This is a genomic window from Arthrobacter sp. W4I7 (assembly GCF_030816215.1).
In the GTDB taxonomy this organism is placed as follows: domain Bacteria; phylum Actinomycetota; class Actinomycetes; order Actinomycetales; family Micrococcaceae; genus Arthrobacter; species Arthrobacter siccitolerans_A.
In genome coordinates, this window is the sequence record NZ_JAUSXU010000001.1 from 2,979,670 (window position 1) to 3,005,313 (window position 25,644).

Consider the following 25,644-nt stretch of genomic DNA (forward strand, 5'->3'; position numbering starts at 1 on the left):
ACCCTTTTCCCCGCGTTCCTCGCGCTGCTGCCCGCGATGGGAGAGAATTGCGCCATGTCCACCGAGGGCGAAAGCCCGTCCGGCACAGCGGCCGGAATCCCAGCGTCAGTGCGGGCGCAACTGCTGGCCACTGAGCACTGGGGCCTGCTTGCCTCCCGCAGCACCACCCAGAGCGAGGTGCTGACCCGCATCAGCATGTTCCTCACCTTTACCTCAGCCAGCGTGGTGAGCGTGGCACTGGTAGGCCAGGCAACCAAGTTCTCGGAAGCTTTCGTGATGCCTGCCGTGATCGTTCTCTGCATCGACGTGGCCATGGGGTTGCTCACACAGATACGGGTCACGAACGTTGGCCTGGAAGACCTCATGTACGTAACCGCCATGAACCGGCTGCGGGCCGCCTATGTAGATCTGGACCCCGGGGTGGAGCCGTATTTGATGGCGGCTGCCCACGACGACCGCGCCGGAGCCGACCGGACCTATTTCTTTTTCGGAAACCGGAATCCCCGCCTCCACATCGCCGGCAGCAGCATGACGTTTATGATCGCCGTAAACGCGGCCCTGCTGGCCATCCTGTCGGGCTTGCTGATGACGCTCCTTGGCGCAGGGACAGTGGCAGCAGTCATCGTCGGAGCTGTGATCGGGACGGCCTTCCTCACAGGTTGTTCGATTCACGGCTACCTGACCTACATGGAACTCTGGCGCAATTTCACGCCGCTCTCCCCCACGCCGCCCGATAAAGACTGATCGGGGTTAGACGATATGAAGTGGGGCGCGTTGCTTGGATGACTGCCCGTCCGGGCCCGGCCATTGTCGCCGGGGCGGTCCGGCCAGCGCCGGCTTGACCGGATCAGTTGCCTCTGGTGGAGCGGCGGCGCTGCCGGGCCTGCAACCCTGGCGGAATGTCCTTTGTCCGGACGGGCCGGGGCCTTCTGTGTCACAGGTCCCGTGGGTTACCACTAACGGCGCCCTTTGGGCCTGACGGCTCATCGGGGGTGCAATGGTAGTGCCACATGTGAAGCTTGGGAGGTCCCGGCTATGTTTGAGCATACTTTCATCGGGCTGGATGTTCACGCGGTAAACATCGTGGGCCATGCACTGAGCCCGGCCACCGGCGAAATCAGCACCCACACCATGGCCTCTGAGCCGCCTATGGTTTTGGAATGGGTCCACCGGTTCGAGCCGCCCGTCAAGGTCGTTTACGAATCGGGCCCGACCGGGTTCGTCCTTGCCCGGTACCTTCGCGCAGCAGGCATCAACTGTGTAGTCGCGGCGGCCTCGAAACTGTTGCGGGCTCCCGGCGACCGGGTCAAAACCGACCGGCGGGACGCCAGGGTGTTGGCCGAGATGCTCGCGGTCGGCTCCATTACCGAGGTGCGGATTCCGGACCCGGACGAAGAAGCGCTCCGGGATCTGTCCCGGCTGCGCTCGGGCACGGCTAAGGACCTCGCGCACGCCCGTCAGCACGTCAACGCCATCCTGCTGCGTCACGGCATCCGCTACCCCAACGACACCCGATGGACGAAGGAACACAGCCTATGGCTGCATCGCCAACGCTTTGAGCAACCGGCACTGCAGTTCACCTACGAAGCAGATGTGGAGCAGGCCGAACTGCTCGCCGGGCACCTTGCCCGGATCGACAAACACGTCGCAGCCACCGCAAGGGCATGCCGCTACGGCCCGGTCATCGACGCATTGATGTGCATGCGCGGAATCCAGATCACGACCGCGTTCGGGCTGGCCGTGGAAATCGGGGACTGGACGCGCTTCACCGGCTCGTCCATCGGCTCTTACCTCGGGCTCGTGCCCAGCGAGAACTCCTCGGGCCAGTCCCGGCACTTGGGCGCGATCACGAAGGCCGGGAACACCTACGCCCGCAAGCTCCTCATCGAGGCCGCTTGGCAACACCGGCGCCCCTACTCCCGGCCCGGGGAACGGCTGCTGCGCCAACTCGATCTCGTCGCGCCGGCAACCCGGATCCGCGCCCTGGAAGGAAACCACCGCCTCCACCACAAATGGGAAGTTTTCGATGAACGCCACAAAACGTCCGTCAAAGCCAACACCGCGATCGCCCGCGAGCTCGCGGGCTGGTGCTGGTCACTGGCCGCACCGCTCCAGCGAGGAGAAAGCATGACCGCGGCCTAACCCCCGAACGTGCCCCTCGAACGTGGTGGGAAGTGACGTGGCAGCACGCGGAGCTAACCCGGGACTCGACTATGAGCAGACGGATCACCCCCGTCGACGCTCGACCTTAGACACCGATCAACGCTCCAGCCGAACATCGTCATGCGGTAGCCAACCCGCGCATATCAGTCTGACACTGCCGTCGACAACGACTCGCCAGCACTACCCCCGCCACACCCGACCGGCACACGATGAGCGGCCCCCCGGAACAAACCCAGGAGCCGCTCATCTATGCCCTCTTGACACCAGAACCTACATATCAGTCGATGGCCGCCATCAGTTCGACCACCCGGTCCAGGAAAGCGTCCACCTGGGCTTCCTCATATCCATCCTGGCCAGCTGCGGGACGGAAGACGGCCCGGCGGACATTGTCCACGCTGAGCGGCTTGTCCTGTTCAAGGTACGCGACAAGTTCGCGGCACAGCCGGTCCACGTCCGCGGTGTTGTAGCTGCGGGCCCTCTTCTTCGCGGGCCGGCGGAACCGCTCACCGTCGGGGCGGTGCAGCCTGCCGCGGAGGATGCCGGACAGGTTTCCGATTTCCCGCAGCCATGCCTCCTCGCCCCGCGCAGCGATCAGCTCGTCCCGTTCGCGGCGGGCGAAGGCGTCCTCGAGGCGGTCCAGTGCCGCATCCACTACGGCGGCGGAGTAGCCGCCCTTGACCGGATCAAAGGAGACGGCCCGGACATCCGAGCTGTTGATGGGGTGCGCCGCGGCTTCGGGGGTTTCAAGGGAAACCCGGGCACGCTGCAGAAACTGGTCCACCTGTTTGGCGTTGTAGCCATATTCGCTGCGCTGTACGCGCTCAAAGGACGCAGGGATCTGCCGATGAATGTCCAATGCCACTTTGATTCCTTCGATGCTCTTTCAGCCGTATCGGTTCTGCCCCAGTCTAGGGGCGCCGGGATCCGGCAAGGATTTGTGTCAGGCCGCGTCCGTGTCAGGCTCCGGCGAGCAGCCCGTACAGGACGAATACCACCGGGGAGGCGAACACAATGGAATCAAGTCGGTCCATGACGCCGCCGTGCCCGGGCAGGATGCTGCTCATGTCCTTGACACCGAGTTCGCGTTTCACCATAGATTCGGCGAGGTCCCCCGCAGTGGCGGCCGTTACCGTTCCTACCGCAAGGATGATCCCCACCCACCAGGGCTTGTCCAGCACAAAAAGGCTGGCCAGGACGCCGATCAGCATGGCCCCCGCCACCGAGCCGGCGAACCCTTCCCAGGATTTCTTCGGGCTGATCTTCGGGGCCATGGGATGCTTGCCCAGGGACGCGCCCACCAGGTAGCCGAAGGTGTCGTTGGACACCACCAGCAGCAGCATCACCGCCACCTGCCACGCGCCGTCGGGAATGGTCCCGCCCGGCCAGAGCCCCAGCGGGGTGGCGGCTCCCGAGGCATGCAGCGGAAGCGCGGCGAAACTGATGAAGAACGGCACCCAACCCAGGGTGAACACACCGGCGAAGATGCTGTTGGCGGAGCCGGCCGCGCTTTCAACAGACCGCCACAGCAGGACGGCCACAGAGCTCAGCAGCATGGCAAAGAGCAGGCTTTCAATGCCGCCGAGGTAGGCGCAGAACGGCATGGCAACCGTACCCGTCATCACCGGCACGATGGGCATCCTGGTGCCGTTCGCTTCCAGGGCACGGTAGATTTCCCACACCCCGAAGACGGCGAATGCAGTGGTGACCGCCACGAACCCCAGCGGGAGGAACAGCAGTCCGCCCAGCACGGCGAACAGCATGGCCAGGCCCACCCCCACCGCGGCCGGCAGGTTCCGCCCGGCCTTTGGTGTTGGGTTGCTCCTGGGCTGCTTCCCCCTTGTGCGCGCCCGTTGTGCGGGGGCCTGCTCTGCCTGGCCCATCAGACTTCGAGCAGCTCTGCTTCCTTGCGCTTAAGCAGCTCGTCGATGCCGTCCACGTGCGCCTTGGTCAGGCCATCCAGTTCCTTTTCGGCCCGGGTGCCCTCGTCCTCGCCGGCCTCGCCGTCCTTGACCAGCCGGTCCAGGGTTTCCTTGGCCTTGCGGCGGATGTTGCGGATGGAAACCTTGGCGTCCTCGCCCTTGGTCTTGACGATCTTGACGTATTCCTTGCGGCGTTCCTTGGTCAGCTCCGGGATGGTGATCCGGATGACGTTGCCGTCGTTGGACGGGTTGGCGCCGACCTCGGAGTCGCTGAGCGCACGCTCGATGTCCCGCAGCGCGGTCTTGTCGAACGGGGTGATCAGGATGGTACGGGCGTCCGGGATGGCGAACGACGCGAGCTGCTGCAGCGGCGTGGGGGAACCGTAGTAGTCCACCAGGACCTTGTTGTAGAGGCCCGGGTTTGCCCGGCCGGTACGGATGGCAGCGAAGTCTTCCTTGGCTACTTCGACAGCCTTGTCCATCTTTTCTTCGGCTTCGAGCAAGGTTTCTTCTATCACGGTCTCTCCTGACGATTCTGGTGCAGTCCGGGGCGCCGGCTCCGTGCACATGGTTCTCGGTTGCTGTTTCCGTCCCCGGTCCCGGAAGGCAGGGGGCGGAACTGTCCTGAAAACATCCTAGCCGCAGCTAGGCGGTGACCAGCGTGCCGAGCTTTTCGCCCAGGATGGCGCGGGTGACGTTTCCTTCACCCTCCATGCCAAAGACCACCATGGAGAGGTTGTTGTCCTTGCACATGGTCATGGCCGTCTGGTCCATCACGCGGATGTCGCGGCGGAGCGCGTCGTCGTAGCTGAGGGTCTCAAGGCGCTCGGCGGTGGGGTCCTTCTTGGGGTCGGCCGTGTACACGGCGTCCACGCCGCTCTTGGCCATCAGGACGACGTCGGCATGGACTTCGAGTGCACGCTGGGCGGCTACGGTGTCGGTGGAGAAGTAGGGCAGCCCGGCCCCTGCACCGAAGATGACCACGCGGCCTTTTTCCATATGCCGGATGGCACGGCGCGGAATGTAGGCTTCGGCCACCTGTCCCATGGTGATGGCGCTCTGGACCCGGGTTTCGACGCCGGCCTGCTCCAGGAAGTCCTGCAGTGCCAGGCAGTTCATCACAGTTCCGAGCATGCCCATGTAGTCGGCCCGGGAGCGGTCCATGCCGCTCTGGGACAGTTCGGCGCCGCGGAAGAAGTTGCCGCCGCCAACCACGATGGCCACTTCCACCTCAGGGACTGCTGCGGCGATCTGCTTGGCGACGTCGCGGACGGTTTCCGGGTCAACGCCCAGCTTCCCGCCGCCGAAAACCTCGCCGGAGAGCTTCAGGAGGACGCGGCGCCGACTTTTCTCTGGCTGCATTACAGTGTTGACGGCTTCCATGATGCCTTCCGGTTGGGGGTCTGAAAAAAGGTTATCGTGCTGGGGCCGATGCTTGGAACCGGCCCGTGGCATGCAACCGGGTGCATGCAAAGCCGGTGCATGCAAAAGGGGCGGCCACCGAAGTGGCCACCCCCTCACAGTTTCGACTAGGAGCCGACGCGGAAGCGCGCGAAAGCGGTTCCCTTGACACCGGCCTCTTCGAGGACCTGTGCCACGGACTTCTTCGCGTCCTTGGCGAATGCCTGGTCAACCAGGACCTCACCCTTGTAGAAGCCCGTCACGCGGCCTTCCACAATCTTGGTGAGTGCAGCTTCGGGCTTGCCCTCGGCCTTGGCGGTCTCTTCGGCGATACGGCGCTCGGACTCGACCAGGTCCGACGGAACGTCTTCGCGGGTCAGGTAGTTCGGAGCCATGGCGGCGATGTGGACGGCGACGTCGTGTGCTGCGGTGGCAGCGGCTTCGCCTTCACCCTCAACAGCGAACAGCACGCCAACCTGGGCCGGCAGGTCCTTGGAGGTCTTGTGCAGGTAAGCGTCAACCGTGCCACCCTCGATGCGGGAGATCCGGCGGACAACAACCTTTTCGCCCAGGATTGCGCCCTCTTCGACGACGACCTCGGAGAGCGGCTTGCCGTCAACTTCGGTGGCGAGCAGGGTCTCAAGATCGGCGGCACCGGACTCAACGGCGATGGCGAGGACCTTGTCCGCCAGCTGGATGAACTTGTCAGCCTTGGCAACGAAGTCGGTTTCGCAGTTGACCTCGATCATGACGCCGACGCCGTTGCTGACCTTGGCGGCCACGAGGCCTTCAGCGGTGGAGCGGCCTTCACGCTTGGTAGCGCCCTTGAGGCCCTTGATGCGGATGATTTCGATGGCCTTCTCGGCGTCACCGTTGGCTTCGTCAAGAGCCTTCTTGACGTCCATCATGCCGGCGCCGGTGCGCTCGCGCAGGGCCTTGATGTCCGCGGCAGTGTAGTTCGCCATGTGAACCCCTCTGTCTAGAAATTTGATGTGGTGTACGGACCGACAGGACGGCAGCCCACCAAAGTGGGCGGCCATCCTGTCAGCAGCTCCGGCTGCGGGCAGCGCGGAGAATCCGGATTTACTTGTGCTACTTGGCGTCTTCGGCGGGAGCCTCGGCAGCAGCCGGGGCTTCCTCGGCGGCCGGAGCAGCTTCTTCGGCAGCCGGAGCAGCTTCTTCGGCAGCCGGAGCAGCTTCTTCAGCGGCCGGGGCAGCGGCGGCTTCTTCAGCCTTGCTGCCTTCAAGGAGCTCGCGCTCCCACTCGGCCAGCGGCTCTTCCGGAGCCTCAGTGGCGCCCGTGCCGCGGTTGTTGCGGGCGATGAGGCCCTCAGCAACGGCGTCGGCAACAACGCGGGTCAGGAGGTTCACGGAGCGGATGGCGTCATCGTTGCCCGGGATCGGGAAGTCGACCTCGTCCGGATCGCAGTTGGTGTCCAGGATGGCCACAACCGGGATGTTCAGCTTCTTGGCTTCATCAACGGCGAGGTGTTCCTTCTTGGTGTCCACGATCCAGAGCACGGACGGTGCCTTGGTCAGGTTGCGGATACCGCCGAGGTTGGACTCGAGCTTGGTGAGTTCACGCCTAAGGAGCAGGAGCTCCTTCTTGGTGTAAGCGGAGCCGGCGACGTCGTCGAAGTCGATCTCTTCGAGTTCCTTCATGCGCTGGATGCGCTTGGCGACGGTCTGGAAGTTGGTCAGCATACCGCCGAGCCAACGCTGGTTCACGTACGGCTGGCCCACGCGGGTTGCCTGCTCGGCAATTGCTTCCTGGGCCTGCTTCTTGGTACCGACGAAGAGTACGGTGCCGCCGTGTGCAACGGTGGCCTTCACGAACTCGTAGGCGCGGTCGATGTAGGACAGCGACTGCTGAAGGTCGATGATGTAGATGCCGTTGCGCTCCGTGAAGATGAAGCGCTTCATCTTCGGGTTCCAACGACGGGTCTGGTGTCCAAAGTGGACGCCGCTGTCAAGCAGCTGGCGCATAGTTACGACGGGCATGCCGACGCTCCTTCCGGCAGGTCATTCATGAGAAACCCCTGGGGCTTCTTACCCTGCCAATAGTTGACGGTTGATTAGCGTGGCCCGGGCGGGCCGTGCTCCTGGCGTCCATCGCGCTTCTCATCAGGACCGTGGTCCTGACCGCAAGAAGCCCGATCCTCGTGGAGAGCTGGACACGCGTAGTCAGCCACTGCTCCCCCACACTCCTGAATGAGATGTGCCGACGCAGGCCGGACAGGGGCATATACCGTTGGGAAAAACCTTTGGGTAGCCGCTGGACGGAAAGCGTTGAGGGCGCAGCAAACTGCTCCATCAAGTGTACTACAGGCACCCGCAGGCGGAGGACATGTGCGGGACATGCACGACGGCGGCACCGCGCCTTATCCACATAGGGGAAGCTGCCCCTGCCGGCAGCTTTTCAACCGGCGCAGACTGGGCACATGAAACCACCGGCACTGCTTGCGGCCCTGCTCCTGCTGCCCGCATCCCTGGCCCCTAGCGGGGAGGTACTGACGCCCGGGCCCGGAGCTTTCATTGCGGCCTCTTCCACTGCAGTGCCTGGCACTGTTACGCCTGGCACTGTTACGCCTGGGACTTCAGCGGTGGCGGCGCCCTCGTGGCGGTGGCCGCTCACCCCGCGACCGGCCGTGCTGCGGGCTTTTGATCCACCGCCCAAGCCCTGGCTCAGCGGCCACCGCGGCGTGGACCTGGAAGCAGCATCCGACGGCGTACAGGTCACCTCGCCGGCGACGGGCACCGTCAGCTTTGTGGGCGTGGTGGTGGACCGGCCGGTGATCACCATCGACCATGGCAATGGGCTGCGCAGCAGCTTTGAACCGGTGGAGAGTACGTTGGCCGCAGGAAGTGTGGTGGCTGCCGGGCAGCCGATCGGGACGCTCCTTGCCGGCCACTGCGCTGCCGCGTCCTGCGTCCACTGGGGTGTCCGGCGCGGTGACGACTACGTCAATCCCCTGCAGTTTGTGATGGACCTGCGGCCATCCATCCTGCTGCCACTGGGCTGAGCCATCGATATATCAGCCGAATGCCGGCGATACCGCTCAGACGATGGCGGAGATCCCGGTGATCGCCCGCCCGGTTACCAATGTGTTGATCTCGTGGGTGCCTTCGTAGGAGTAGATGGCTTCGGCGTCGGCGAAGATCTTTGCCATCTCGAAGTCGGTCACGATGCCGTTGCCGCCCAGAAGGTTCCGCCCGATGGCCACGCTTTCACGCATCCTGGCTGTGGTGAAGGCCTTGGCCAGAGCGGACTGCTCGTCCTTGGCCTCACCGGCGTCCTCCAGTTGCGACAGCCGCACCATCATGCCCATTGAGCTGACGGAGTTGCCCAGCATCTGCACCAGCTGGCTCTGGACCAGTTGGAATGAGGCCAGTGGCCGGCCGAACTGCCGGCGCTCCACGGCATAGCGGCGTGCGACGTCGAAGGCGGCAAGCTGCTGGCCCACGGCCTGCCAGGCGACGCCGAGGCGGGTGACTTTAAGGACTTTGTTGACGTCGCGGAAGCTGTTGGCGTGGGCGAGTTTGAAGAAGTCAGGTACCACCACGTTGTCCAGGGTGATGTCGGCGTTCTGGACTGTCCGGAGGGCGATCTTGTTCTCGATCTTCGCCGCACTGAAGCCCTCCAGCGTGGTGTCCACCAGGAAGCCCTTGACCTTATTGTCTTCGACATCGCGAGCATAGATGACCACCCAGTCGGAGAAAGTGGCGTTGCCAATCCAGCGCTTGGCGCCGTTGAGGATCCATGAGTCACCCTCGCGCCGGGCGGTGGTGCGCGTCCCGCCGGCAACGTCCGATCCGCCGAGGGGTTCCGTCAGGCCGAATGCCCCGATTTTTTTCAGCGCGTAGATGTCAGGGAGCCAGGCGTCCTTTTGTTCCTGGGAGGCGAGCGCCTCGATGGAACCGGTGAAGAGTCCGTCGTGCACACCCATAAAGGTGGAGATGGACGCGTCGGCGCGGGTCACCTCGGCGTGCATCAGGCCGGCGAAGAGGTTTGAGTGGCCCTGCCGCCGGACCGGACTGACGAGGTCGATGTCCGCAAGCTTAGGAATCAGATCCATGGGGAATTCACCCCGGTTCCAGCAATCCACCGCGATGGGCCGCACCTCACGGGCCAGGAAGTCCCGGATCTCCGCCAGCCGGTCCTGCTCCTTGGCACTGAGCATCTGCTCGAAGGCATAGAAGTCGCCGTCAGGGTAGGGCAAGTTGAGGCCGGCAGCGGAAGTGGACATGAATACCTCGCAAGTGATCAGCGGTGACCGGGGCTCGCGGAATGAGCACGGTAAGTTACTGCTCAGTAACATACCGCATCTCGGGATTGTATGAAAGGGAAGGTTGAAGGACTGCCCCGGCGCTCCGGACGCCCCATCACCTCCTGCAGCTCTCCCTGCGACGCCCCATCACCTCCTGCAGCTTTTAGGACAACGCCCTATCAGTTCCTGCGCGGTTCGACGGCGGAACTGCCGCAGCAGGCCGCGCCGGAGAGTACCTCCGGGAGATTCCGAAGAATGATGATGCGACCCCCAATCCGGTGCAGGACGTAACGGACCGATCCCCCATGCAGGACGTGATGGAGCGTTCCCCAAATCGTCGCGGGACGTGATGGAGCGTTCCCCAAATCGTCGCGGGACGTGATGGAGCGTTCCCCAAATCGTCGCGGGACGTGATGGAGCGCTCCCCAAATCGTTGCAGGACGTGATGGAGCGTTCCCCAATCCGGTGCAGGACGTGATGGAGCGTTCCCCAAATCGTCTCTGCAACCGAAAAAACCGCGGCCGGCAATGGACGCCGGCCGCGGTTTCCGCGTTGTTGTAGGGCTACTCGGACTTGAACCGAGGACCTTAGGATTATGAGTCCCGCGCTCTAACCAGCTGAGCTATAGCCCCCAAGCCCTGGCCGGCCTCCTCAAAACGGGAGATGCCTGCAGGGCAAAATTACTCTAGCAAACCCGGGAAAGCATTCAGACCACTTTGTCTTCGAAGCCTGCGCCCCGGTACAGGTCCTCGAAGGTCTGCAGGGTGCCTTGGATGCTGTGCGGTTCCACCATCTGCCGGCTGGCCTGGCCCATAACCGCCCGCTGGTCGGCGGGCAGCTCCAGGATCAGGGTGATCTTTTTGGCCAGGTCATCGCTGTCGCCGGGGGTGAACAGGTATCCGTTGTCGCCGTCGCGCACCAGGTGCGGCAAGGCCATGGCGTCTGCGAGTACAACCGGGGTGGACGCTGACATCGCCTCGAGGGTAACCAGCGACTGGAGTTCGGCGGTGCCGGGCATGCAGAAGAGGTCAGCCCGGATGTAGGCCTTCCGCAGTTCCTCGTCGCTGGCGAGGCCCAGGAACTTCACCCGGTCCCCCAGTCCGAGCCGCTGCACGAGGTTTTCGAGGCCGGACCGGACCTCGCCGCCACCTACGATTTCCAGGTGCACCTTCAGCTCGGGGGGCGTCTTGCTCACGGCCTCGATCAGCACGTCCACGTGCTTTTCCTCCGCCAGGCGGCCCACGAACAACACGGTGGGGTGCGCATGCGGCTCGATCTGCTCTCCGGGCTCCAGCTCGTAGGCCGCGGAGTCGATGCCGTTGGACAGCGGAAGGACTTTGCGAAGGAAGGCGTGCTGGTGCATGGCTTTGGCCGCCAGCGGGGTGGGGGTGGTGACCACATCCGCCTGGCCCATGACCTTGCCCATGTCCTTCCAGGAGATGCGCCCGATGATGTTCTTGAACCACTGGGGAAACGGAAGGAACGGGTTGAGGTTTTCCGGCATGAAGTGGTTGGTGGCAACAACGCGGATGCCTCGCCGGACAGCCTCGTAGAGAACGTGCTCGCCGATCATGTAGTGGCTCTGGATGTGCACCACGTCGGGCTGGACGCGGTCGAAGAGGAGGCTGATTTCCTTCTTGATTTCCCAGGGGAGGCAGATCCGGAAGTACTCATGCGTGGGGACGCCGTGGGAGCGGAGCCGGTGGACGGTTGCTTCTGACCGGAACTCTGTGAAGCTCTTCCCGTTGTCGGCACGGCAGGCCAGCACGTGCACGTTGTGGCCGCGGCCGGTCATTCCCTTCGCCAGGCGGTAGCCGAACTGGGCTGCACCGTTGATATGCGGCGGGTAGGTGTCCGCCGCTATCAGGACGGTCAGGGGTTGCTGGTCTGCTGGCGTGGTCACGTGGAGGGCTCCTGATGGTCACGGTGCGGACAGCGGGTACTGACAGCACGGCCGGCCGCGGCTGGCGCCGGGGCCTCGTGTATTTGCTGGCTGGAAGGGACTGGCTCGAAGGGTGTGGCTGGAACGGATTACAGGGACGGCTTGCCCGCGGCCCGTCGCGCGTCCTTCTTGCGCTTGGTGACCTCGGGATGGTGCCTGGAAAGGGCGATTACCCCCACGATAGCAAGGGATGCGGCGGTTCCCATGGCAATGGCCATCACGGCTTGCACATCCGGCCGGAGTTCTCCGAGGATGGTGATGCCGATGGCGATGCCCACGATGGGATCAATCACCGTAAGCCCTGCGATCACCAGGTCCGGCGGACCGGTGGAGTAGGCGCTTTGGACAAACCACGATCCGAGGCCGCCCGCGGCGATGATGGCCAGCACCGAGTACCACTGCACGTTCAGCAGGAACAGGCCGTTGGGGTCCAGCAGGTGCTTGCCGATGATCCGGGTCAGCACGGCTACGAAACCAAAAAGGACGCCGGCGCCGAGGATGTAGACGAATGCGTTCAGCCGGTGCTTGAACATCACGGCAAGGGTGCCGAAGAGTCCGACGGCGAGGGCCAGCAGCAGCACGATGGTGAGCTCGGCATCGAGGCCTACGTGATGGTTCTCCTGGGTCACGTTAACCGCCAGGAGCACAAAAAGGGCGGAGCCCGTGACGCACGCTGCGATGGCCACGACGGTGGCCCGGTTGATGGTGAGGTCCTGGTCCCTCGCGTTGACGATGGTGGTGATGACCAGCGCGATGGCCCCGATGGGCTGGACAACGGTGAGCGGGGCTGAGACGAGGGCCACCGCGTTCATCGCCATCCCGGCGCACAGCAGCAGGAGGCCGAACACCCAGCGGGGGTTCCTCAGCAGGCGGAGGAACCCGTTCGAACTCAGCGCCAGGCCGCCGGTGTCGGCCTTGACCGCACTCCCCTGGCGCTGCGCTCCGAAGGCCAGGCAGCAAGCACCCAGCACCGCAAGCACAACGGCGAGCCAGACCATCAGGTGGTCCCGCCGTCGTCATGAAGCCTTCTGCCCTTGCGCAGGATGGCCCAGAAGTAGTTGTAGGCGGCGATCCAATGGCCGAGCAGTCCAAGGCCCAGCACGATCCATGCCGCGACAAAGAGTTCATCGGACAACCCCGTGTCCAGCCGCGAGAGGACCAGCAGCGGAGTCCCGAGAAGCAGCAGGCCGGTGCGGACCTTGCCCACAACACTGACCGGAAGATCCGGGTGGCCGCCGAAGAAGGACAGTGTCAGGGCCAGCAGGATGGCGTCCGGGATGACCAGCGCGGCAAGGTACAGCCAGTGCACGACGCCGGCAATCACCAGTGTGACGGCGACGGCGATCAGCGCCAGGCGGTCGGCGATGGGATCCAGGACGCGGCCGAGCTTGGAGGCCTGGTCGAAGCGGCGGGCCACGTACCCGTCAATCCAGTCAGTGCCGGCCATGACCGCGAGAACCACCACGCCTGCGGCGTACTGTTTCTGCCCCAGGACAAGCCAAATGAACAGCGGTACGCCCATAAACCGCACCACGGTGAGCAGGTTGGGGATGGTGAAGACGCGGTCGTGGTCCACGTGGGGGCGGCCGGGACGGGAGCCGGCACCGATGAATTTCATCCCGTCCCCTTTCCCTTCCTGCTGCGCTCCGGCGTGGATTATCGATTTTGTGCCTGTGTACTGCCTCCGGCCGCCGGAGGCAGCCCCGTTATGTACTAGTACGTCCGAAGGAGCTTGCGGACCAGCACTACGAAGACGGTGCCGGCGGCTGCGAGAGCGGCCAGCGGTTTCCACCGGTTGCCCAGCCCGCCGGTGGATTCAGACAGAGCGGCCAGCCGGCGTGCAGCGAGGTCTTTGCTCCGGCCGGCAATAAGCTGCCCCTCGCGCAGCTTGCCCTGCGCGGCACCCAGCAGGAACCGGGCCTGGGTCTTGACGTCGAGCTCATCACCGAGGTCGTCGCGGACCTCGGTGATGTGGTGGCGGCGCTGGCTGAGGCGGCGGGCAAGTTCCGGCTCGGAGGCCTGCGGGAATTCCTTGTTGTGCTCCTCGGCCTTGGCTTCCTTTTCAGCCTTAGCCTTGGCAGCTGCCTCCGCCTTGGCGGCCTTGGCAGCTTTTGCCTCAGGGCTCTGGGGATCCAGAACCGCAGGGTTGAAGGCCGACCCCTCCTTGGCAACGCCGATGTCGTGCTTGATGCCGCGGATGGTCTCCTCCGGCAGCAGCGGCATGGCCTTCTTGAACCTGTTGACGCCGATCAGGCCGCCAATCAGTGCAATGAGCAGGAACGCCGCGGAGACGATCAGGGCGGCCAGCCATGCGGGCATGATGGTGGCGAGGCCCATGATGGCGGCCACGATCAGCCCCACCACCAGGAAGAGGACGAAGATCAGGGCGACAGCGAGGAAGGCAGCGGCAACTCCGACCTGGACACCTTTGCGCTTAAGCTCGATCTTTGCGAAGGCGATCTCGTCGTTCAGCTGGCGGGGTGCCAGCCGGAAAAGAAGTTTAAGCGTCCCGGGCAGTGCAGCGATGCGCACTCCCTGGCTGGTCCGCCCGCTGTGACGTCCGCTCATCGGTCCCGCCTTACTGTTCATGGTGGATTCGGCTTCCATGTGCTGCGGGAAAGTGCAGCTGCACCGTCCCCGCCCCCAAAACTATCATTCAGGTTCAGGGCCAACTTCGGGGCTTGCCGGACGGCGTGGACTACAACGCTGCAAAAACCGCTGGCCCGGGCCTAGGATTGATCTCCGTGACCATTCCCAGCAATCCGGGCGATCTGTTGAGCCGCCGCCGCAAACTTCTGTACATTCTCCTTCTCGGCGCCCTGACTGCCCTGGGTCCATTCACGATCGACCTTTACCTTCCTGCCTTCCCGGCCCTGGAGGCCAGCCTGGGCGTCACCGAAGCCCAGGTCCAGCTGACCCTGGCCGGGACCACGGTGGGGTTTGCCCTCGGCCAGCTGGTGGTGGGGCCGTTCAGCGACAAAGTGGGCCGGCGGATGCCGCTGATCCTGGCTACGGGGGTGCACATTGCAGCATCGGTGGGCGCCGCGCTGTCCACGGACATCACCACCCTCGGAATCTTCCGCGTGCTGATGGGTGTGGGCGCTGCAGGCGGCGGTGTGGTGGCCATGGCAATGGTGCGGGACTTGTTTTCGGGGTATGCCATGGTCAAGATGTTTTCCCGGATGTCCCTGGTCAATGGACTGGCACCCATCCTGGCCCCCGTCATCGGTTCACAGCTGCTCCTGGTGATGCCGTGGCCGGGGATCTTCGTGTTTCTTGCCTGCTACGGAACCGTGGTCATCGTCGCTGCCCTGTTCCTGGTACGCGAGACGCTGCCGCCGGAAAAGCGTTCGCAGAACGGCGGCATGACCGCCCGGCAGCGCTACGGGGTCCTTTTCAGCGACCGGATCTTTGTTGGCCTGCTGATGGTGGCCGGCCTGAACTTCGGCGGCCTGTTCACCTACCTTTCAGCCTCGCCGTTCCTGTTCCAGGACGTCTTCGGCTTTTCCGCGCAGGAGTACGGCCTGCTCTTCGGCATCAACTCCCTCGGCATCGTCGCGGGAATCCAGACCAGTTCCCGGCTCATCCGGCGGGTGCCGCCGCAGTGGATCCTTGCCGGCGCCACGGCCTGGACGTTCATGATGGCACTGCTGATCGTGGTGTTCGACCAGCTGGGGTTCGGCCTCTGGGGCGTCCTGGTTCCGTTGTGGTTCTACATCATGGGTACGGGCTTTATGTTCCCGTGCGTCCAGGTCCTAGCCCTGGCCGGCCATTCAGCCCAGGCCGGCACGGCGGCCTCCCTGCTCGGGTTCTCGACCTTCATGATGGCGGGGATCATCTCCCCCGTGGTCGGGTGGCTGGGCATCACCAGCGCAGCTCCCATGGGTGCCGTCCAAGCCGCCTGCATCCTGCTGGCCATCGCGGCCCTGTGGCTTGTGGTCCGGCCCCGGACTGTCCCGTCCATCCACTGACGTGGATCCACTGACGGCCGCTCCAGTGACTGTCGATCCATTGGCCTCCCGCTGATGCCGAAGGACCCTGCCAGGCGCAAGCCGCACCGAAACCCCCGGGGACTCTTCCTCGGGGCGGTGCTGGGCGCCGTCGTGGGCTATTTCGCGGGGCGGGCACTGGGCAATCCCGCCATGGGGATTGTGCTGGGCATGCTGGCCGGCTCCGCGTTGCTGTACCGGGTCAACCCTGGCCCCTGGAACCGACACTGAACCTTTTTCAGGTCAGGGTGCCGGATGCCGCGCCGTCTGCCGCTGGATGCCCCTCCCGCGATAAAATGTTGTTCATGCCCAGCTGGCAGGATCAACCACAGCTCCCGGCCGCGTGGCAACGGTGCGATACCGGGATCCTGCCACTGTGGTGGGAGCGGTTGTGTGCCCAGAGCGGCGAACAGTCAGCGGCCCTTTATGCGGCAGGGCTGTTCACTGAGGACCGCCGCCGGCCGATTGCCCAGTGGTACAACCCCGCCTTCAAGGCAGCGCTCCTCGTGGCCCCTGAGGCCTCCCCCGAGTGGCCCGTGCAGCGGTTCGGCATCTTCTACGCGCCGCCGGAAACAGGATTCGTCCGCGTCCATTCGGCACCCCATGAATGGAACCCGCGCCAGCCGCGGAAGTCACCCACCGAAAAAGAGGCCTTCCTGGCCGCCATCGCGGAGGCAGAGCGTTTCCTGCAGGTGGAAATGGACTTTGTGTGACAGAAAAATCCCCGTTCCTGCCCAAGGCAGGAACGGGGATTTTTTGTGTGGCTCCTCCTGCTGGACTTGAACCAGCAACCCTTCGATTAACAGTCGAATGCTCTGCCAATTGAGCTAAGGAGGAATGAAGCAGGTATGACATTAGCAAAGGATCCGCACCAAAGTGAAATCGGCGGGTTTGCGGGCTGGATGACTGCTCCGGGGCATAAAAAATCCCCGTTCCGGTGGCCCGGAACGGGGATTGTGCGCTCCTCCTGCTGGACTTGAACCAGCAACCCTTCGATTAACAGTCGAATGCTCTGCCAATTGAGCTAAGGAGGAATGAAGCGGGTATTAGCCTAGCAAACACCCCGGCTGGAAACGAAATCGGGGCCGCCGCCGCAGTGTGCGGGAGCCTGCTACGCCTCCGCCCGCAGGGCGCGGCGTTCCATTTCGAGCATCATCAGCTCCCGGTTGAGCCGCTGATAGGTCTCCGGGTCCGCCGCAGGGTCCAGCCGCTGCAGCTGGCCCATCTTGTCGGCCTTGACCCGGGTGATCTGCAGCTCGAACAGCCTCGCCAGGATGTCCCGGCAGTACTTCTGCACCGCTTCCTCCGTGCTGGCAGGGAGCGGCACCACGGCCAGTTCGGAGACCAGGGGCCGCAGCGGTTCCGGAACTTCGTGCATCACGTGCTCCACCCAGCGCACGGGGTCGGCGGTGAGGGCCGGGCCGGTGGCACGCATCGCATCGTGGACAGCCTGGAAGGCCGGGGTGGCAAAACGGGCAGCGGCGAAGCGGTCCCACATGCCGCCAGCCAGCAGTGCAGGCTCCTGCAGGGCCACTTCCAGCGCCTGCCGCTCCATGGACGCCACCGGGTCCCGCGGGTCCGGCCGGTGGAAGGAGGGTACGGCGCCCGACGACGGTCCGGCAGCTACGCCGGGTCCGCCCGGTTGGGCGGCGCGGGAGGGAGTCCCTGGACCGGACGCGGCCGGCCCGCCCTGGTCGCCGCGCTTCACCGCGGCCGTTACCATTCGCAGCACCTCGTTGGGGTCCGGCATGCCCAGCCACCCTGTCAGCGCCTGGCAGTAGCCGGTCCGGGTGGACGCGTCACGGATGGCGGCCACCACGGGCACAGACGCTTTTAGGCCCTGTACGCGGCCTTCCACGGTGTCCAGGTTGAACTGCTTCAGCGTGGTGCGGATGGCGAACTCGAACAGCGGCCGCCGGGACTGCACCAGGGCGTGCACCGCCTCGTCGCCCTTGCTTTGACGCAGGTCGCAGGGATCCGCTCCTGTCGGCTCCACGGCCACATAGGTCTGGGCGGTAAACCGCTGGTCCTCCTCAAAGGCGCGCAGCGCCGCCTTCTGGCCTGCGGCATCGCCGTCGAAGGTGAAGATAACCTCTCCCCCGGTGCCGTCGTCGGACAGCAGCCTGCGGGCGATCTTGATGTGCTCGGTGCCGAACGCCGTTCCGCAGGTGGCCACCGCCGTCGGGATTCCCGCCAGGTGGCAGGCCATGACGTCGGTATAACCCTCCACCACCACCAGTTGCCGGTCCTTGGCGATGCTGCGCTTGGCGAGGTCGATCCCGTAGAGCACCTGGGATTTTTTGTACAGCGTGGTCTCGGGGGTGTTGAGGTACTTGGGGCCCTGGTCATCCTCGTAGAGCTTCCTGGCGCCGAAGCCGATGGTGTCCCCCGCGATGTCCCGGATGGGCCAGATCAGGCGGCCGCGGAAACGGTCGTAAATGCCCCGGTTGCCTTCAGAGAACATGCCCGTCAGCTTCAGCTCGGCGTCAGTGAAACCGCGGTTCCGTAGGTGCTTCAGCAGTGCATCCCAGCCCTGCGGGGCGTAGCCCACGCCGAACTGCTCCGCCGCTGCCCGGTCGAACCCGCGCCCGTGCCAGGAACGTCCTCGCCTCCGCGGCGCCGGGTGTCAGCAGCTGCGACTGGAAGAACTCGTCGGCGATCTTGTGGGCGTCCAGCAGCCGCTGCCGGCGCCCCACTTCCTCGCGGTTGGGGCCGGTGCCGCCGTCCTCATACCGGAGCTCATAGCCGATCCTGGCGGCCAGCTTCTCCACGGCTTCCTGGAAGGAACTGTGGTCCTGTTTCTGCACAAAGGCGATGGCGTCGCCATCCTCGCCGCAGCCGAAGCAATGGTAGCGGCCTACCTGCGGGCGGACGGTGAAGGACGGCGAGCGCTCGTCGTGGAAGGGGCACAGCCCCTTGAAGGTCCCCAGGCCGGCGCCCTTGAGCGTCACGTAGCCGTCAACCACTTCCTTGATGTCCGTGCGCTGGCGTACTTCGTCGATATCTTCACGTTTGATCAGCCCAGGCACAGAGCAATCCTAGCCCCGGGCAGTGACCTTCCAGGCCCGGGGTACGACGGCGGCCGGCGCCCTATGGCGTTCCTCACCACAGCGATGGGAGGCTCCCCACCAGCCGTTCGTACATTGCCAGCGCCGAGCCGTCGGTGAGTGACGCCACCTGGTCGATGACCACGCGAAGGCGCGCACCGTCGTCGGGCGCGTCACGCCAGTCAGCGGCGAACATCGGCTCGAGGTGGCGGTCCCCGGTGGCGCTCAGGGCCGTGACCAGCGCATGCAGCACTTCGCGCTGGCGCTCATAGATGGGTTGGCGGTGCTCGGTGGTCATTACGAAGGTGGTGGCCAGGCCCTTCATGACGGCGATCTCCATGACGGTCTCGTCCGGGACCATGAGCTGGGCGCTGTACCGGGTGAGGTTCTCCGGGCCGTACACGGCGCGGGTGGTCTCGAGGGCGCTCTGGCAGAACCGGCCGATCAGCTGGCTGGTCATGTTCTTCAGGGCGGCCATGGATTTGCGGCTGCCGTCCGCTTCCCGAACCCAGACGTCGGTGGCCTCGAGGCGGGCCAGGGCGGCGTCGATGGCGGCGGGATCGTTGTGCGGCAGGTACCACTGCTTGGCATACCCCACTACACGGGCACGGTGGTCCGGGTTGTCCATCCAGCGGAGCTGGAAATGCCCGGCCACGATGGCGTCCTCCACGTCATGCACTGAATAGGAGATGTCGTCGGCGAGGTCCATCACCTGGGCCTCCAGGCAGGACCGGCGCTCCGGGGCGCCTTCCCGGATCCAGTTGAAGATGGGGAGATCGTCCTCGTAGGCACCGAACTTGCTGGTCCGCTGGCCGTGGATCACGGGGGCTTCCAGGGCGGACCAGGGATACTTGGCGGCCGCATCGAGGCTGGCCCGGGTGAGGTTCAGTCCGGCCGGCTGGCCGTCCGCCGTCAGCACCTTGGGCTCGAGCCGGGTCAGGAGGCGCAGGGTCTGGGCATTGCCCTCGAAGCCGCCGATGGCGTGCGCCACCTCGTTCAGCGCCGACTCCCCGTTGTGCCCGAACGGCGGATGGCCGAGGTCGTGGCTGAGACAGGCGGTATCTACGACGTCGGGGTCGCAGCCCAGGGCACGGCCCAGTTCACGGCCCACCTGGGCCACCTCGAGGCTGTGGGTGAGGCGGGTCCGGACGAAGTCGTCAGTGTCCGGAGCCACCACCTGGGTCTTGGCACCGAGCCTGCGGAGCGCCGAGGAATGGAGCACCCTGGCCCGGTCACGCTCAAAGTCCGAACGGTAGACGTTCTTGGTGGGCTCCTCCACCCATCGGGCGGAATCGTCGCTGTCATAGCCCGGCAGTACCGGAGCGGCAGTCCGGGTCTCAGCCACCGGAAACGTCCAGCTCTGCAGCGGAAATGTCCCGGGACTGGTCCGCGTTCAGGGCGCGGGAATCCAGCCAGTCCTTGGGCAGGGCCGGCTTCTTGGGAGAGCCGGCGCGGCCCCGCGGACCCTCAGCATCGACGCCCGGGTACGGGGATTCGAGGTCCAGTTCGGCCAGTGTGTCGCGCAACATCTGGAGGCTGGTTACCAGGGCGAGCCGCGTGCGCAGTTCACCGCCCACCACGTAGCCCTTGAAGTACCAGGCGATGTGCTTGCGGATCTCGCGCAGCGCCTTGCCTTCGTCACCGAAAGTTTCCACCATCAGTTCCGCATGCCGGTACACACCCTCGGCCACCTGGCGCAGGTTCGGCTTGTGCCTTGCGTCGCTGCCTTCGAAGGCAGCCTGGAGGTCGCCGAACAGCCAGGGCCTGCCCTGGCAGCCGCGGCCCACCACAACCCCGTCAACGCCGGTTTCCCGCACCATGCGCACGGCATCCTCGGCGGACCAGATGTCGCCGTTGCCCAGGACCGGGATGTCCGGCAGCGCCTCGCGGAGGCGGGCGATCGCGGACCAGTCGGCCTGTCCCGAGTAGAACTGTGCGGCGGTCCTGCCGTGCAGGGCGACTGCGGCGACGCCGGAATCGCGGGCGATGCGGCCGGCGTCGAGGTAGGTCAGGTGGTCCTCGTCGATGCCCTTGCGCATCTTGATGGTCAGCGGGATGTTGCCCTTGGACGCTTCCTTGACGGCGGTCTGCACGATGGAGGTGAAGAGGTCGATCTTCCAGGGCAGGGCGGAGCCGCCGCCGCGGCGGGTTACCTTGGGCACCGGGCAGCCGAAGTTCAGGTCGATGTGGTCTGCCCGGTTTTCCTCCACGAGCATGCGCACTGCGGCGCCCACCGTCACCGGGTCCACGCCGTAAAGCTGCACGGAACGGACCTTCTCGTCCTCGTCGTGGGAAATGATCCGCAGGGATTCCGGGGTCCGCTCCACGAGGGCGCGGGAGGTGACCATCTCGGCCACATACATGCCGCCGCCGTATTCACGGCACAAACGACGAAAAGCCGAATTGGTAATGCCCGCCATGGGCGCCAGGATCACCGGCGTGTCCACGGTGATGGGGCCCAGCTTCAGGGGCGGGAGTTCCAGCTTGGGGGCGGGAGGCGTTGCTGTAACAGTCACCTGTCCATTGTCGCAAAGCCGGGCAAATCGTGTATTCCGGGTGCCGCGTCCGCCGTGCGCTGCCGGACCCGCGGCCGTCAGCTTCGTTCTGCGGCCCTGCGGCCCCGACGGGTTTGGAGGGCTGCGGCTGCAAGCGCACCGGTGTCCGTGACATCGTCCGGATCGACAGCAGCCCGGGCTCTTGCCTCGGCACCAACGCGTCCCCTTGAAGGCGGCCCCCCGCCGTCGTTCGATTCCCGGGCACCGGACCCGTCAACCTCAGCTGCCCCTGAACCCGTGGCCTTAACAACCAGCACGGCAATCAAGGTGGTGACCGGGATGGCCAGGACCAGGCCGATAGAACCGACCAGGGTGCGGATGACTTCTTCGGAGAGTTCCGCGCTGGTGAGGGTGTCCGCGAGGGGACGGTCGTAGAGCATCACGATGATGAGGATCGGCAGGGCGGCGCCGGCATAGGCGAACGCGATGGTGTAGACGGTGGAGGCGATGTGGTCGCGGCCGATCCGCATGGCTGAGGTGAAGAGCTTCCGTGCACTGCTCTGCGGTGCGAGTTCGTACAGCTCCCACACCGCGGAGGACTGTGTGATGGTTACGTCGTTGAGCACACCCAGCCCGGAGATGATGAGCCCGCACAGGATCACGCCGGAGATGGAGATGTTGGCCGAGGTGTTCATCAGGGTGGTTGCCTCATGGTTGCCCACGCCCGCGAGGTTGGCAGCGCCGGTGGCCCACGCCGCCAGGAGGGCTGTGATCGCCAGGCCGAAGATGGTGCCCAGGAGGGCTGTGGAGGTCCTCGCGGAGAAGCCGTGGGCGAAGTACAGGACCCCGATCATGATCACCGTGGATCCCACCAGGGCCAGCAGGAGCGGCGGTTTCCCTTCCACCAGGCCCGGGAGCATAAAGCTGGCCAGCACGAAGTAGGCGCCGACAAGTCCGATCAGCGCCCGGAGGCCGCGCCAGCGGGCCACGGCAATCACCACCGCGGCGTACAGCAACGCGAGCAGGACGATCGGCAGCGTCCGGACGAAGTCCACAAAGATATAGGCGGGCGAACCCTGTCCGGCCGAGGCGCCCTGCGCGTTGGACAAGTTCAGGTAACGGATCTGGTCGCCCGGTTTGACGCCATGGGACATGGCGATGTCCGGGTTGATGACCACCTTCACCGGGTTTCCGCCCTTGTCCGGCTCAGTGAAGGCAAACGTGCAGTCCGACCCCTGGCCCTGCTGGGTTTGGCCCTGCGTTGTTTGGCCCTGCGTTGTTTGGCCCTGGGCACCGGAGTTCTGCTGGCTGACGCCCTGCATGCAGTTTTCGGTGACCACGCTCTGTATGGTGCCCGTATCGAAGGAGACGCCGGGGGCCGCCGAATACGGGTTGGCCAGGGAGATGCCTTCCTTGCTTCCCGAGGGCCAGAGCATCGCCATGCCCGCCAGCGTCAGCAGGGCCAGCGGGATCAGCACTGCGGCCAGGATGCGGTTGGCCCGCCGCCGGGCGGCAATCGCCTCAGGGGTCGGCTCCGAATGATCTGTAGGCGCGTGGGAGTGGCCGGACCCCATCAGCAGTAGAACCTCATACGTTGAACTCTACGTCCGGCGCCGTAGGGTTGATAAATGGATCGGCAGTACGGGGAGGAACCGGGCATGGCCAATCGCAGTACAGAGGAAAGTGGCAGCTTGGACGCGGGCGGAGCAGCCGCGGAAGTGGTGCACCGGCCCGCACTCAGTGTGCTGCCGTCGTCCGTGCCCACCCTGGGCATTGCCCTGGTGCTGCACGGCGGGAAGTCCCACAGCCGGGAGCCGGTGGAGGCCCGGCACCTGAGCCCGGCGCGGATGGTGCCTTTTGCCAGGCACATCCACCGTGCAGGCCGGCAGCACGGGCTTGCCGTGTGGTCCCTCCGCAACAGCGTGCGGGGCTGGAACGGGGAGGACATGACGCCATTGCAGGATGCGCGGTGGGCCCTCCAGCAGATCAGCAGCCAGCACCCGGACGTCCCGGTGTTCCTGGTAGGTCATTCGATGGGCGGCCTGACCGCCCTCTGCGCCGCGGACCACCCCCAAGTGGAAGCGGTAGTGGCCCTGGCGCCATGGCTGAGCCCGGGGACGCCGGTGTCCGGCGTGACCGGCAGGAAGGTGCTGATTGTCCACGGCACCTTCGACCGGTGGACCAGCCCCTCGGCGTCGCTCGCGTTTGCCCGGCGCGCGGCTGCCGGTGCCACCTCGATGCAGTACGTGTCTTTGAAGGGCGCCGGGCACTTCATGCTCCGCAAGATCCGGCTGTGGCACACGCTGTCCACCGGCTTTGTCCTGAAGGCCTTCAATGAGTCCGCGGGAGTGGACGCGGCCCTGCCGCGCGGGTTCGACCAGCTGCTGCCCGCATCGTCCGTGCAGGTGACGCTGTAGGCACCTTATTCGTCCTGCCTGCACCGGTATCCCAAACGAGAGGAACCCCATGGCTTGGCGCCCCCGGCCAAGTGACCGTTTCTACCGGTTGATTGTCCGCCTTGGCCTTTTCCTGCGGTGGGCCTTCCAGATCAGAATCCTTGTCACCGGCACGGAGCACCTGCCGGCACCCGGACCACGCCAGGGCATCGCCCGGGCGTCGACGCCCGGCAGCGGTGCGGTCTTTGCCATCACGCACTTCGGCTATGTGGATTTCGCGGCGGCTGAACTCGTGCTGTGGAAGCATGCGCACGCGCAGCTGCGGTTCATGATCCACCAGGGTGCGGCCGACCACTGGCTCGCAGGCCCGGCCATCAGCGCCACCAACAGCGTGGTGGTGGGGTACTCCGAACGTGCCGGCGCCCTCGACGAGGCCGTGGCCAAGCTGGTGGGCGGCGAGTACCTGGCGGTATTCCCGGAGGGCGGCGTGAGCAGGAGCTTCAAGGTCCGGGAGTGCAAAACCGGTGCCGTCAGGATGGCCGCCGAAGCCGGCGTCCCTGTGATCCCGGTCTCCGTGTGGGGCGCCCACCTGCTGCTCACCAGGGGCCACGGGTTTTCGCCGCGGCTGGCCTGGCGTGCGCCGGTCCGCGTCCAGGTGGGTGAGCCGCTGCACGTCCCGCGGAACGTTGATGCAGAAGCCGCCACTGCCGAACTCCGCGCCCGGCTTCAGGCGGGAATTGATGCCTGCATCGCTGACTTTCCCTTGCCCGCCGCGCCCGGTGCCTGGTGGATGCCCTCCGACCTGGGCGGCGGCGCCCCGTCCGAAGCCGAGCGGCAACTGCTGGACGCCGAAGACGCTGCGAACGGCCGGCGTCGTGATTCCCGCGGCAAGTAACCCCCAAGTAGGTAGCGCCAAGTGTCGTTTTGAGGGGTCAAAACGACACTTGGCGCTACTCAGTTGGGTGCGGCGGTGGCTTGGCCGGCCGGGCGGGTTAGTCCGAGACCACCAGGGTCTCCGGGCCGGCAAGGCGGGCCTTGCCGCTGTCCAGCAGGGGCTCGACGGCGGCGCGCAACGCCGTCATGGAGTCGTCCAGTTCCAGCATCACCGGGTGCTGGTACGCAATCAGGGCCAGGATGTCCCGGACCGCCTCGGCAGCGTCGTCCGCGGCAAGCGCCGGCTCGTGGCCGACGAACACGTCCGTCGGCGCGTCCTGCCCGGCAGACCGTCCCGGGGCAGCGTCAGGATCCGCGGGCGCAGCGTAGCTGACGGCGAAGGCCCGGATCCGGCCCTTTTTGCTCGGCGCCACCCCGGCACCGAAGGCGGATTCGGGCTGGGCACGCAGCACGATGGCGCCGTGGGCTCCGGTGAGATCGTCCAGGAACAGTTTCTGCACCTGGCCCACGGACAGTACCCCGGGGGAATCCCAGTCGTGGATGGCGGTGTAATAGCGGCCCACCACGTCGGTCAGTTCCACGGAGCCGGTGGCCAGGTCCATCACCACGTCCGAGCCGGCGTTTTCGTCGTTGGCCGGACCGCCGCCGCTGTCGTTAGCCGGGAACACAGGAAGCCGGAGGGCGCCCGGTTCCACCACCACCAGCCGGGAACGCTGGATGGGCGACAATCCGAAGTGTTCGGCGAAGGCGGCGCCCGGAGTGCCCGGCTCCACCTTGGCGCGGAGCTTGGAAACGCCCGACGGCGCCTGTTCTGTTTCGCGGCGCAGCATGGTCAGGAGCGTGGCACCGATGCCGGAGCGGCGGTGGTCCCGGGCCACCTCGATGTAGGTCCAAAGCCGTTCCGGGTGCAGGGATGCCTCGTACACCACGCCTGCCGCAACGGGAATGCCGACGCCGTCGATGACGTCCTCGGCCACGATGCAGCGCCGCCATGGGGTGCCGACCCCGTCTGATGACACCGCCAGGGCGCCGCGGAACTGCCCGGCCTGGTGGGTTTCAGGGCCGCCCCAGATTTCCAGGAGGGCGAGGTCGTCACCCTCGCGCCATTCGCGGTATTCGATGGCCACGGC

23 protein-coding genes, 3 tRNA genes and 1 pseudogene are annotated in these 25,644 nt (G+C 65.5%); 8 read left to right on the forward strand and 19 right to left on the reverse strand.

The window, feature by feature from the left end:
• Positions 1 to 54: 54 nt before the first annotated feature.
• A complete protein-coding gene (locus QF047_RS13615) occupies positions 55 to 744 on the forward strand; it encodes a hypothetical protein (protein WP_307277930.1) in 690 nt (229 codons plus the stop codon).
• A 291-nt stretch (positions 745 to 1,035) separates the two neighbouring features.
• Positions 1,036 to 2,142: an IS110 family transposase gene (locus tag QF047_RS13620; protein ID WP_307273914.1), complete on the forward strand. Its 1,107-nt coding sequence runs from the start codon at positions 1,036 to 1,038 to the stop codon at positions 2,140 to 2,142.
• Positions 2,143 to 2,440: 298 nt separating this feature from the next.
• On the opposite strand, the gene QF047_RS13625 is transcribed toward QF047_RS13620, so the two are convergent.
• From QF047_RS13625 to rpsB, 6 genes are all read right to left on the reverse strand, one after another.
• On the reverse strand, positions 2,441 to 3,025 hold the full coding sequence (locus QF047_RS13625; RefSeq protein ID WP_307277933.1) for a DivIVA domain-containing protein: 585 nt from the start codon (positions 3,023 to 3,025) through the stop codon (positions 2,441 to 2,443).
• Positions 3,026 to 3,119: 94 nt separating this feature from the next.
• Entirely contained in the window at positions 3,120 to 4,043 is a 924-nt protein-coding gene (locus tag QF047_RS13630; RefSeq protein ID WP_307277936.1) for a phosphatidate cytidylyltransferase, read from the reverse strand.
• Entirely contained in the window at positions 4,043 to 4,600 is a 558-nt protein-coding gene (gene frr, locus QF047_RS13635) for a ribosome recycling factor (RefSeq protein ID WP_306638852.1), read from the reverse strand. Before frr ends, QF047_RS13630 begins: the two co-directional genes overlap by 1 nt.
• 127 nt (positions 4,601 to 4,727) lie before the next feature.
• The gene (gene pyrH / locus QF047_RS13640; protein ID WP_306638851.1) at positions 4,728 to 5,465 is read right to left on the reverse strand and encodes a UMP kinase; all 738 of its coding nucleotides are present in this window, start codon (positions 5,463 to 5,465) and stop codon (positions 4,728 to 4,730) included.
• A 146-nt stretch (positions 5,466 to 5,611) separates the two neighbouring features.
• The gene (gene tsf, locus QF047_RS13645; protein ID WP_307277944.1) at positions 5,612 to 6,448 is read right to left on the reverse strand and encodes a translation elongation factor Ts; all 837 of its coding nucleotides are present in this window, start codon (positions 6,446 to 6,448) and stop codon (positions 5,612 to 5,614) included.
• Between the two features lie 127 nt (positions 6,449 to 6,575).
• Complete coding sequence (gene rpsB, locus QF047_RS13650; RefSeq protein ID WP_307277947.1) at positions 6,576 to 7,484, reverse strand: 30S ribosomal protein S2; 909 nt, start codon at positions 7,482 to 7,484, stop codon at positions 6,576 to 6,578.
• Positions 7,485 to 7,924: 440 nt separating this feature from the next.
• Here rpsB and QF047_RS13655 point away from each other — a divergent pair, with 440 nt between their 5' ends.
• Positions 7,925 to 8,506, forward strand: coding sequence for a M23 family metallopeptidase (locus QF047_RS13655; RefSeq protein ID WP_307277950.1), 582 nt, complete (start codon positions 7,925 to 7,927; stop codon positions 8,504 to 8,506).
• 36 nt (positions 8,507 to 8,542) lie between these two features.
• Here the strand turns inward: QF047_RS13655 and QF047_RS13660 are convergent, their stop codons facing one another.
• The 6 genes from QF047_RS13660 to QF047_RS13685 form a co-directional block, all read right to left on the reverse strand.
• On the reverse strand, positions 8,543 to 9,730 hold the full coding sequence (locus QF047_RS13660) for an acyl-CoA dehydrogenase family protein (RefSeq protein ID WP_307277952.1): 1,188 nt from the start codon (positions 9,728 to 9,730) through the stop codon (positions 8,543 to 8,545).
• 579 nt (positions 9,731 to 10,309) lie between these two features.
• Positions 10,310 to 10,383, reverse strand: a tRNA-Ile gene (locus QF047_RS13665).
• A 74-nt stretch (positions 10,384 to 10,457) separates the two neighbouring features.
• Positions 10,458 to 11,654 (reverse strand): glycosyltransferase, encoded by a 1,197-nt coding sequence (locus tag QF047_RS13670; protein WP_306638846.1) that lies wholly within the window; start codon positions 11,652 to 11,654, stop codon positions 10,458 to 10,460.
• A 128-nt stretch (positions 11,655 to 11,782) separates the two neighbouring features.
• Entirely contained in the window at positions 11,783 to 12,691 is a 909-nt protein-coding gene (locus QF047_RS13675) for a DMT family transporter (protein WP_306638845.1), read from the reverse strand.
• Complete coding sequence (locus QF047_RS13680) at positions 12,691 to 13,311, reverse strand: CDP-alcohol phosphatidyltransferase family protein (RefSeq protein WP_307277959.1); 621 nt, start codon at positions 13,309 to 13,311, stop codon at positions 12,691 to 12,693. Before QF047_RS13680 ends, QF047_RS13675 begins: the two co-directional genes overlap by 1 nt.
• A gap of 95 nt (positions 13,312 to 13,406) precedes the next feature.
• A complete protein-coding gene (locus QF047_RS13685) occupies positions 13,407 to 14,261 on the reverse strand; it encodes a phage holin family protein (RefSeq protein ID WP_307277965.1) in 855 nt (284 codons plus the stop codon).
• Between the two features lie 176 nt (positions 14,262 to 14,437).
• On the opposite strand from QF047_RS13685, the gene QF047_RS13690 reads away from it, so the two are divergent.
• The 3 genes from QF047_RS13690 (at position 14,438) to QF047_RS13700 (ending at position 16,395) form a co-directional block, all read left to right on the forward strand.
• Positions 14,438 to 15,664, forward strand: coding sequence for a multidrug effflux MFS transporter (locus QF047_RS13690; RefSeq protein ID WP_307277971.1), 1,227 nt, complete (start codon positions 14,438 to 14,440; stop codon positions 15,662 to 15,664).
• A 54-nt stretch (positions 15,665 to 15,718) separates the two neighbouring features.
• Positions 15,719 to 15,913: a hypothetical protein gene (locus QF047_RS13695; RefSeq protein ID WP_307277975.1), complete on the forward strand. Its 195-nt coding sequence runs from the start codon at positions 15,719 to 15,721 to the stop codon at positions 15,911 to 15,913.
• Positions 15,914 to 15,987: 74 nt separating this feature from the next.
• Positions 15,988 to 16,395 carry a hypothetical protein gene (locus QF047_RS13700; protein WP_306638839.1) on the forward strand — a complete coding sequence of 136 codons (408 nt, stop codon included), beginning with the start codon at positions 15,988 to 15,990 and terminating at the stop codon, positions 16,393 to 16,395.
• A 48-nt stretch (positions 16,396 to 16,443) separates the two neighbouring features.
• On the opposite strand, the gene QF047_RS13705 is transcribed toward QF047_RS13700, so the two are convergent.
• The 6 genes and pseudogenes from QF047_RS13705 to QF047_RS13730 form a co-directional block, all read right to left on the reverse strand.
• Positions 16,444 to 16,519, reverse strand: a tRNA-Asn gene (locus QF047_RS13705).
• A gap of 124 nt (positions 16,520 to 16,643) precedes the next feature.
• Positions 16,644 to 16,716 (reverse strand) — tRNA-Asn (locus QF047_RS13710).
• Positions 16,717 to 16,793: 77 nt separating this feature from the next.
• Positions 16,794 to 18,711, reverse strand: a pseudogene (dnaG, locus tag QF047_RS13715) (DNA primase).
• A gap of 73 nt (positions 18,712 to 18,784) precedes the next feature.
• Complete coding sequence (locus tag QF047_RS13720; RefSeq protein WP_306638835.1) at positions 18,785 to 20,074, reverse strand: deoxyguanosinetriphosphate triphosphohydrolase; 1,290 nt, start codon at positions 20,072 to 20,074, stop codon at positions 18,785 to 18,787.
• On the reverse strand, positions 20,067 to 21,245 hold the full coding sequence (dusB, locus tag QF047_RS13725) for a tRNA dihydrouridine synthase DusB (protein ID WP_307277977.1): 1,179 nt from the start codon (positions 21,243 to 21,245) through the stop codon (positions 20,067 to 20,069). Before dusB ends, QF047_RS13720 begins: the two co-directional genes overlap by 8 nt.
• Positions 21,246 to 21,322: 77 nt before the next feature.
• The gene (locus QF047_RS13730) at positions 21,323 to 22,798 is read right to left on the reverse strand and encodes a YibE/F family protein (RefSeq protein ID WP_307277980.1); all 1,476 of its coding nucleotides are present in this window, start codon (positions 22,796 to 22,798) and stop codon (positions 21,323 to 21,325) included.
• A gap of 84 nt (positions 22,799 to 22,882) precedes the next feature.
• Between QF047_RS13730 and QF047_RS13735 the strand changes: the two genes are divergently transcribed.
• Complete coding sequence (locus QF047_RS13735; RefSeq protein WP_307277983.1) at positions 22,883 to 23,641, forward strand: alpha/beta hydrolase; 759 nt, start codon at positions 22,883 to 22,885, stop codon at positions 23,639 to 23,641.
• 49 nt (positions 23,642 to 23,690) lie between these two features.
• A complete protein-coding gene (locus QF047_RS13740; protein ID WP_307277986.1) occupies positions 23,691 to 24,515 on the forward strand; it encodes a 1-acyl-sn-glycerol-3-phosphate acyltransferase in 825 nt (274 codons plus the stop codon).
• Positions 24,516 to 24,612: 97 nt separating this feature from the next.
• On the opposite strand, the gene QF047_RS13745 is transcribed toward QF047_RS13740, so the two are convergent.
• The gene (locus QF047_RS13745) at positions 24,613 to 25,641 is read right to left on the reverse strand and encodes a GNAT family N-acetyltransferase (protein WP_307277989.1); all 1,029 of its coding nucleotides are present in this window, start codon (positions 25,639 to 25,641) and stop codon (positions 24,613 to 24,615) included.
• Positions 25,642 to 25,644: the final 3 nt, after the last annotated feature.